The sequence below is a fragment of the Kitasatospora sp. NPDC051984 genome, from assembly GCF_044593455.1.
GTDB lineage: Bacteria > Actinomycetota > Actinomycetes > Streptomycetales > Streptomycetaceae > Kitasatospora.
Window position 1 is genome coordinate 111,045 of record NZ_JBIUCB010000019.1, and the last position, 7,698, is coordinate 118,742.

Annotated in this window: 5 protein-coding genes, 1 pseudogene and 1 CRISPR repeat array (1 of these 7 cut by a window edge); of the genes and pseudogenes, 3 read left to right on the forward strand and 3 right to left on the reverse strand. The window is 72.8% G+C overall.

Features of this window, described 5'->3' with window-relative positions:
- Positions 1 to 1,495: direct repeats of the CRISPR family, unit length 29 nt; unit sequence GTCCTCCCCGCGCGAGCGGGGGTCAGCCG (it extends 971 nt beyond the left edge of the window).
- Positions 1,496 to 1,902: 407 nt separating this feature from the next.
- Positions 1,903 to 2,262: a hypothetical protein gene (locus tag ACIHEI_RS28950; RefSeq protein WP_396608734.1), complete on the forward strand. Its 360-nt coding sequence runs from the start codon at positions 1,903 to 1,905 to the stop codon at positions 2,260 to 2,262.
- 351 nt (positions 2,263 to 2,613) lie between these two features.
- On the opposite strand, the gene ACIHEI_RS28955 is transcribed toward ACIHEI_RS28950, so the two are convergent.
- Positions 2,614 to 3,423, reverse strand: coding sequence for an exodeoxyribonuclease III (locus ACIHEI_RS28955; protein WP_396608735.1), 810 nt, complete (start codon positions 3,421 to 3,423; stop codon positions 2,614 to 2,616).
- A 210-nt stretch (positions 3,424 to 3,633) separates the two neighbouring features.
- Between ACIHEI_RS28955 and ACIHEI_RS28960 the strand changes: the two genes are divergently transcribed.
- A complete protein-coding gene (locus ACIHEI_RS28960; protein WP_396608736.1) occupies positions 3,634 to 4,410 on the forward strand; it encodes a GntR family transcriptional regulator in 777 nt (258 codons plus the stop codon).
- Positions 4,411 to 4,590: 180 nt separating this feature from the next.
- Here ACIHEI_RS28960 and ACIHEI_RS28965 read toward each other — a convergent pair whose 3' ends face one another.
- Positions 4,591 to 5,742, reverse strand: a complete 1,152-nt coding sequence (locus ACIHEI_RS28965; RefSeq protein WP_396608737.1) for an ROK family protein — start codon at positions 5,740 to 5,742, stop codon at positions 4,591 to 4,593.
- Positions 5,743 to 6,145: 403 nt separating this feature from the next.
- Here ACIHEI_RS28965 and ACIHEI_RS28970 point away from each other — a divergent pair, with 403 nt between their 5' ends.
- Positions 6,146 to 6,841 (forward strand): class I SAM-dependent methyltransferase, encoded by a 696-nt coding sequence (locus ACIHEI_RS28970; protein WP_392951234.1) that lies wholly within the window; start codon positions 6,146 to 6,148, stop codon positions 6,839 to 6,841.
- A 170-nt stretch (positions 6,842 to 7,011) separates the two neighbouring features.
- Here the strand turns inward: ACIHEI_RS28970 and ACIHEI_RS28975 are convergent.
- Positions 7,012 to 7,698, reverse strand: a pseudogene (locus tag ACIHEI_RS28975) (chitinase); the annotation flags it as partial.

Below are 7,698 nucleotides of genomic sequence, written 5' to 3' on the forward strand. Positions count from 1 at the left end.
GGAGCGTCCTCCCCGCGCGAGCGGGGGTCAGCCGATGCGCTGGCGGAGGTCGGCCAGCTCGGGCTCGTCCTCCCCGCGCGAGCGGGGGTCAGCCGCGGTCGGTGGCGATGGCGAACAGGTGCTTGCCGTCCTCCCCGCGCGAGCGGGGGTCAGCCGGCGGCGGCGGCCGGTCCGGCACCGGCGGAGTCCTCCCCGCGCGAGCGGGGGTCAGCCGATTGCCGCGAAATTCAATCTCGGCATTTCGGGGTCCTCCCCGCGCGAGCGGGGGTCAGCCGGGCGTGGTGGAGAAGGCCAACCACTCGGCGGCGTCCTCCCCGCGCGAGCGGGGGTCAGCCGTCGGTCATGTCGGGGTCGGTGCAGCCGGGGTGGTCCTCCCCGCGCGAGCGGGGGTCAGCCGCTGGAGAGCGGGCATGAGTACCGCAAGGTCACGTCCTCCCCGCGCGAGCGGGGGTCAGCCGCGCTGGCAATGCTCGGGCAGCCGGAATCCTGGGTCCTCCCCGCGCGAGCGGGGGTCAGCCGCCGCGTTCGCGCAGGGCAGCCACCTCGTTGGGGTCCTCCCCGCGCGAGCGGGGGTCAGCCGTTGTCTGACGCGCCGAATATCGAGTCGGCGATGTCCTCCCCGCGCGAGCGGGGGTCAGCCGTTGGACGGCACGCTGACAGTTGCAGGAACCGCGTCCTCCCCGCGCGAGCGGGGGTCAGCCGTTGCCGGCTGGTACGCGGTCTCCGGGGTCGCCGTCCTCCCCGCGCGAGCGGGGGTCAGCCGCGCAAGGTAGAGATGCTGCGGACGGCCTCCTGGTCCTCCCCGCGCGAGCGGGGGTCAGCCGCTCCAGTACGACGATCTCGTTTACGGCTTCCGGTCCTCCCCGCGCGAGCGGGGGTCAGCCGGCGTCTTTCGTGGTCGGCGTTCGCTTCGCGCTGTCCTCCCCGCGCGAGCGGGGGTCAGCCGGCTCAACTCGCCTACGACGAGGCCGTCCAGAGGTCCTCCCCGCGCGAGCGGGGGTCAGCCGGCGAGGGGGTGACGCGCGTGGCGGGCGAACTCGTCCTCCCCGCGCGAGCGGGGGTCAGCCGTGCAACGGGAAGGGTCACGGCGTCGATTTCAAGTCCTCCCCGCGCGAGCGGGGGTCAGCCGCATTCTCTCGGGCGTCGAAGCCATGAATCCTCGTCCTCCCCGCGCGAGCGGGGGTCAGCCGATGAGCTTGCGCGGGCACTCCTCGTCGGGCCGGTCCTCCCCGCGCGAGCGGGGGTCAGCCCCGCCATGGGCCACTAAGCAGAGAGAGGAGGAAGTCCTCCCCGCGCGAGCGGGGGTCAGCCGGCCAACGTGGAGAGGGCGTATCGCGAACTCGCGTCCTCCCCGCGCGAGCGGGGGTCAGCCGCGGGCCACAGCGCGCGGCGCGGAGCCGTGCGCGTCCTCCCCGCGCGAGCGGGGGTCAGCCGAACACGGCCGAGCCAGTCGCCGTGCCAGCCGGGTCCTCCCCGCGCGAGCGGGGGTCAGCCGCTGTCCTCGTGCGGGTAGACGACCAGGGCCTCGTCGAGCAGCCGTTGCGGATGGCAAAGGTCGCCTTCAACACGGCGGTGGTGCGCACCGAAGTGCGCCGCGGGCCCGTTGCCCGTGCCAAGGTCTCACCGTCACCTGGCTCGACGGCAACGGCCACCTGCCCCGCTTCGCCCGCCTCCTCCGCCGCCGCCGAACCACCATCACCGCCCCCCGCGAACTGACCGGAGCGCCAAACGCCACGCGGCCTCGGCCGGCGCACCCGGCGAACACCGGCCCGAGGACTGAGCGCTCGTCGCCCCGTCCCGGCCCCGCTCGCGCGGCCGGGGCGCGGACCGTGGAGGGGCGCGGGGACAGCGACTGCAGCGACCGAGATTGGAGAGTGTGGTGTGGAGGTGCCGCCCGCGCGGGTGACCGCCATCGACGATGGCGACCTGGACGTGCTGGACGGCGAACTGCTCGACGACGAGCCGGACCGGCAGCTTGCGCTGCTGGGCGACGAGGACCTGTCCGAGGACGCCGCCGCCGACACGGCCGGAGCCCGACCGGAGCGCACCTCGAAGACTTACGACGAGCAGTGGACGTACTTCCTGCGGTGGTGCGCGGCGAACCGGCGCCGCCCGGGCCCGAAGACGGCCGGGCTGAGCAACGACGGAAGAAGTATGGCGGGACGGCTACGGTCGGCTCGCTACACCCTGTCCCGGGTCACGTCCGCCAGGGAGTGGTGTATCGACGGCCACTCGATGATCCGGTTTGAGGTCACGAGGTGAGTGCGGTCTTGGTGCTCTCGTCTCCCTCTATTGCGTGAGGAGACAGCGGTGGAGTATTTCGGAACGGACTCAGCGGCGGTCGGCGCACTTCATTGCTCTGCTCGGCGAGGACCGCGCCGCTCTGCGCAGTGGGGGCGGTGTCGGGTGCCTGGACCGAGGCAGGCTCATCCGACTTTTTACAGAGCGAGTCGTTTCCTCGACCGGCGTTCGGCCTCTCCACCCCACACGGTGTGACCTCCTCCGTGTGGGGTGGGGTGCATCGATGGGCGGCTGAACGCCCTGGTTCTCCGTTGAGAAGAGCTGGCTGTGACCGAGGGGCCTCACCAGGGCGCTCGCCATCTGCCGTCAGCGCTACGGGAGTTGGCCGAAGTCGAAGACTGCGGTGACGGGTGCGTGGTCGGACCAGCGTTCGGCGTGGGAGGCGGCGCGCTCGACGTAGGCCTCGGTGCAGGTGGCCGCGAGTTTCTGACTGGCCATCAGATAATCAATCCTCCAGCCCGAGTCGTTGTCGAAGGCGCGGCCCCGGTAGGACCACCAGGAGTAGGGGCCCTCCTGGTCGGGGTGGTGCTGGCGCAGGACGTCGACGTAGCCGTGGTCGTCGAGGACGCGGGAGAACCAGGCGCGTTCCTCGGGGAGGAAGCCGGCCTTCTTCTGGTTGGCCTTCCAGTTGCGGAGGTCGGCCTCGCGGTGGGCGATGTTCCAGTCGCCGCAGACCAGGACCTCGCGGCCCTCGGCGGCGGCGCGCTCGCGGAGGGCGCCGAGGTGGACGAGGAACTCGGCCATGAAGCGTTCCTTCTCGTCCTGCCGCTCGGTGCCGACCTTGCCGGAGGGGAGGTAGAGGGAGGCGACGGTCAGGCCGGGGAGGTCGAGTTCGGCGTAGCGGCCGGAGGTGTCGAACTCGGCGGAGCCGAAGCCGATGCGGGTGGCGTCGGGTTCGCGGCGGGACAGGACGGCGACTCCGGCGCGGCCCTTCGCCGCGGCCGGTGCCCAGACCGCGTGCCAGCCGTCGAGCCGGGCCAGCACCTCGCCGAACTGCTCGGTCTCGGCGCGGACCTCCTGCAGGCAGACCACCTCGGACTTGGTGTCGTCGATCCACTCCAGGAAGCCCTTCTTGGCGGCTGCCCGGATCCCGTTGACGTTGACCGTGGAAACACTCTTCACCCGGCGAGGGTACCGGGTTGCGGTTGCGTACCGGTTCGCCGTGCCCGGCAGGAACCCTTCTGATTGGTCTTGACCATGTCCACGGGCACCCCCTACTGTCACTTACTGCAAAGACCTTTAATAAAGAAGGACGGATAAAGCCCGCCCTCCCCACCTGCCAGAACCGGGGAGCAGTGGCGGGCCCCGACGGCCTTCAGGGTGGAGGACACGGTGGGGCAAGGAACGCTTCCGGCGGTTGCGGAGCCGAAGTACTGGCACCTGCGCTCGGTGCTGCTGCGCACCATGGACGCCGAGTTCTCCACCGGCCAGGTCATGCCCAACGAGCGTGAGCTCTCGGCCCGTTTCGGTGTGGCCCGCGCCACCCTGCGGCAGGCGCTCGACCAGCTGGAGCTGGAGGGCCGGCTGGTGCGCCGTCGCGGCATCGGCACGCTCGTCGCCGCCCCGCGCATCGGCATCCCGGTCGGCGACCGCGAGTCCGGCCGGGCCGGGTCCGCGCGCGGCCAGGAGTGGAAGGTCGTCGACTGCACCACTGCCGCCGCCCCCGCCGCGCTGGCCCGCACGCTCGGCATCGCCGAGGGCGAGCAGGTGCACACGGTGCGCCGGCTGCGGATCGTACAGGGAGTGACGGTCGCCGCCGAGTCGCTGCACGTGCCGGCCGCCGGGCTGCCGCGGCTGGCCGTGGTGGTGGACGCGAGCGACCGTGCCCGCGGCGTGCTGCGCCAGCTGGAGCGCCTGGGCGTCGACAACGAGTCCCGCTCGGTGGAACTGGGCGTGGCGGAGACCGCAGAGGCCGCGCTGCTGGAGCGCCCCCCGGGCACCCCGGTGCTGGTGGTCACCACCCAGTACGCGGCGGCGGGCCGGCCGGCGGCCGTCGGTGTCTCCACCTACCGGGCCGACACCTGCAAGCTGACCTTCGGCGAGTTCGGCGCGGCCGTCCAGGTCGCCACCCCGGCTGCCGCCAACGTCGCGGCCACCGCCGCGTCCTGACGAGCCGCAGGCAAAGGTTTGACCGCGCCACCCCTGTTTGCCGAATCGGACCGGTGAACAGGGGTGGCACAGCTATGAGTTGGGCCGATCGAGAACCGGTGCACACCTGAGCCCGCGACCGGTTCGGCGGCGACCGGGAGCTGCGCCGCCTGCCGTGGGACGGCCTTCCGTGGGACGGCCTTACCGGGACGGCGGATCGACCGCGAACAGCTGTTCCTCGACGTGGTCGAGGGCGATTCGCAGTGCGCCCATCGCCACCACCTCGGAGCCGAGTGCGGCGAGGGCGACTTCGGGCGCGCGCAGGGTGTAGCGGGAGAGCTGTTCGCGCAGCGGTTCCAGGACGCCGTCCAGGCCGGCCGCCCAGCCGCCGACCACCACGAGTTCGGGGTCGAGGGCGAGGACGAGTGCGGTGACGTCGTGCACCAGGCGGCCGAGGAAGCGGTCCATGGCGACCTGGGCGACCTGGTCGCCCTCCCGGGCCAGCCGGAGGACGCGGGCCACCGCGGCCTCGTCCAGCGGGTCGAGGGGCTGGCCGGTGGTGGAGAGCAGGCGTTCGGGGGTGGCCTGCCGGCCGAGCAGGTGGAGCGCGCCGATCTCGCCGGCCGCGCCGCCGAAACCGCGGTGCAGCCGGCCGCCGATCAGTGAGCCGGCGCCGGGGCTGAGGCCGGCCATCACGAACACCACGTCGCCCTTGCCGACGGCGGCGCCCTTCCAGTGTTCGGCGATGGCGGCGAGGTTGGCGTCGTTCTCGATCACCACGGGGCAGCGGAACGAGCGGCGCAGCCGGGCGCCGAGGTCGAGGCCGGTCCAGCCGGGCATCGCGGTGCCGAGCCGGATGACGCCTTCGCGGTCGACGATGCCGGGGGTGCCGACGACGACCTCCCACAGGCTGTCCCGGGAGACACCGGCCTTCTTCAGGACCTCGGCGACGGTGGTGCGGAGCTGGCTGAGCCGCTCCTCGGCCTCCATCGTCTCGTCCACCGGCTTGGCGAAGCTGGTGATCACCTCGCCGGCCAGGTCGGCGAGGACCACCCGCAGGTCGTGGACGCCGATCTCGATGCCGAGGACGTGCCCGGCCTCGGCGCGGAACCGGAACCAGCGGGCCGGGCGGCCGCGTTGGCGGCCGGACTCCTGGACGTGGTCGACCTCGGCGACGAGTCCGGACTCCAGCAGTCCTTCGATGACGCCCTCGACGGTGGGTCTGGACAGGCCGGTGTCGCCCACGAGTTGGGTGAGCGTGACGGCCTGTCCGGCGCGCAACGACCGCAGGGTGACCGCGGCGTTGATCCGCCGCAGCAGTGAGGAGTCGCCGCCGGTGAGCCGATCCGTCAAGTCGCTGCCCTTCCGCTTCGCGCGACTGCCCTGGCGCGCGGTGCCGTGAACGCGGATCGCGGCGCACCGGCGTGTGGTGCCGGGCGCGCCCCCGCGCAAGCCGCCGCCCCTGGCCAGGCACAACGCGTGTGCCGTGAGTGCCGGGGCGTCTGCCCGGATCGTACTCGGGCACCCTCCGCGGAGCGAGCGTTTCCGCAGCTCATCATGGCTTCGGTATCGAAACGGTACGTGGTCTGTGATCAGTCGGTGATCGTGCGGCGGCATCCCGGTGGTTGTGTGGTGGCGTCCCGGTGATCGGGTGGTGGCGGATCCGGGTTGCGCGGTGGTGGCGGATCCGGGTTGCGGGGTGGTGGCGGATCCGGGTTGCGCGGTGGTGGCGATCATTGCCCCTAGGCTGTGCGCCATGGGGAACGACACCACCACGCTGCGGAGTGCCGCGGACCGTCATGTCTCGTCCGCCGACACGGAGTTCGTGCGCGCCCACACCCGGCCCGGGCCGGTGCCGTTCGTGCCCGAGGTGCGGCTGCACATGGCGCAGGACGCGATCGCGCTGTGGGAGATCACCGAGCGGGAGCGCGGCGAGATCGGACTGCCGCCGCCGTTCTGGGCGTTCCCGTGGGCGGGCGGCGTCGCGGTGGCCCGGCACGTGCTGGACCGGCCCGAACTGGTCGCCGGGCGCACCGTGCTGGACCTGGCGGCGGGCTCCGGCCTGGTCGGCGTCGCGGCGGCGCTGAGCGGCGCGGCGCAGGTGCGGGCGGCGGAGATCGACGCGTACGCGGTGGCCGCGATCGCCGTGAACGCGGCGGACAACGGCGTCACGGTGACGGCCGAGTTGGCGGACGTGCTGGACGGTGACGGTGACGGCTGCCAGGTGGTGCTGGCCGGCGACGTGTTCTACGAGCGGGCGATGGCGGCGCGCTTCCTGCCGTTCCTGGAGCGTGCCGCCGCCCGGGGCGCGACCGTGGTGGTCGGCGACCCGGGCCGCGCCTACCTGCCGCGCGAACGCTTCACCGCGCTCGCCGAGTACGCCGTCCCGGTCGCCGCGGACCTGGAGGACGCGGCCGTGAAGACCACCACGGTCTGGGCGCTGCGCGGCTGACGCATCGTCAATTCCGGTCCGCCGGAAGGTTGGGCGAGCCCGAGGGGACGGGTGGTGTACGGCGAGGAAGGGTGGTGTACGGCGAGGACGGGACGGGCGGCGGGTAGCAGTCCATGCCCGACCGGGTCGGAGTCGGTGTGGGGGTGGAGTGTGCGTGGGGTGTTCGGACGTCAGCTGGTGGACGGCGCGGGAGTCCGGCTGGGTGTCGCGGTCGGCGTCAGGTAGCACGGACTGGCCGACGGGGTCGGGGTGTCGACGGCCGGGAGCGGGATGCAGGTGTTCCGCGGCTGCCCCGGACCCCACAGCTCCAACGAGCTGATCCGGTACGGCCCCTGCTGGTACCAGCCGTGGAAGTACACCATCAGCGTGCGGGTGTCCGGCCCGGTGGTGACCGTCCCCGTCAGCTCGTTCCAGTCGTTCTGGTTCGACCACAGCGCGATGTCCGTGGTGCCGGAACCGGTGACGCCCGCGAACACGAACGGCCCGGTGACCCGGGCGCTCAGCCGGTACGTGGAGTTCGGCTCGACCGTGACGCGCTGGGTGCAGCCCGCGTAACTGCTGGCGGTCGGATGCCCCTCCAGCGTGCCGAACGCGTCGGACGGCGGCAGCACCAGGCCGCTCTCGCAGCTCCACGCCAGCATCCGATTGCCCTGATTGAAGTGCCCGTTGTCGACGACGTCGACGGTCGGCAGCGCCGCCGACGCGGGCGAGTCGAGGCCGAGGCCCAGGCCGGCGCCGGCCAGCGCGAGGGCGGCGGCCGCGAGGGTCTGTCCGGCCGATCTTGTCGGATCAGCGCGCGGCTCCCCCAGCCCTTGCGGGCTGGGAGGTGCCCCCATTTCGCGCCCGGCTGGGAGTGC

What these genes read in the sequence shown, in the direction of transcription:
- ACIHEI_RS28970 (WP_392951234.1), top strand. Translation starts at nt 6,146, where the DNA reads ATGGGGAACGACACCACCACGCTGCGGAGTGCCGCGGACCGTCATGTC.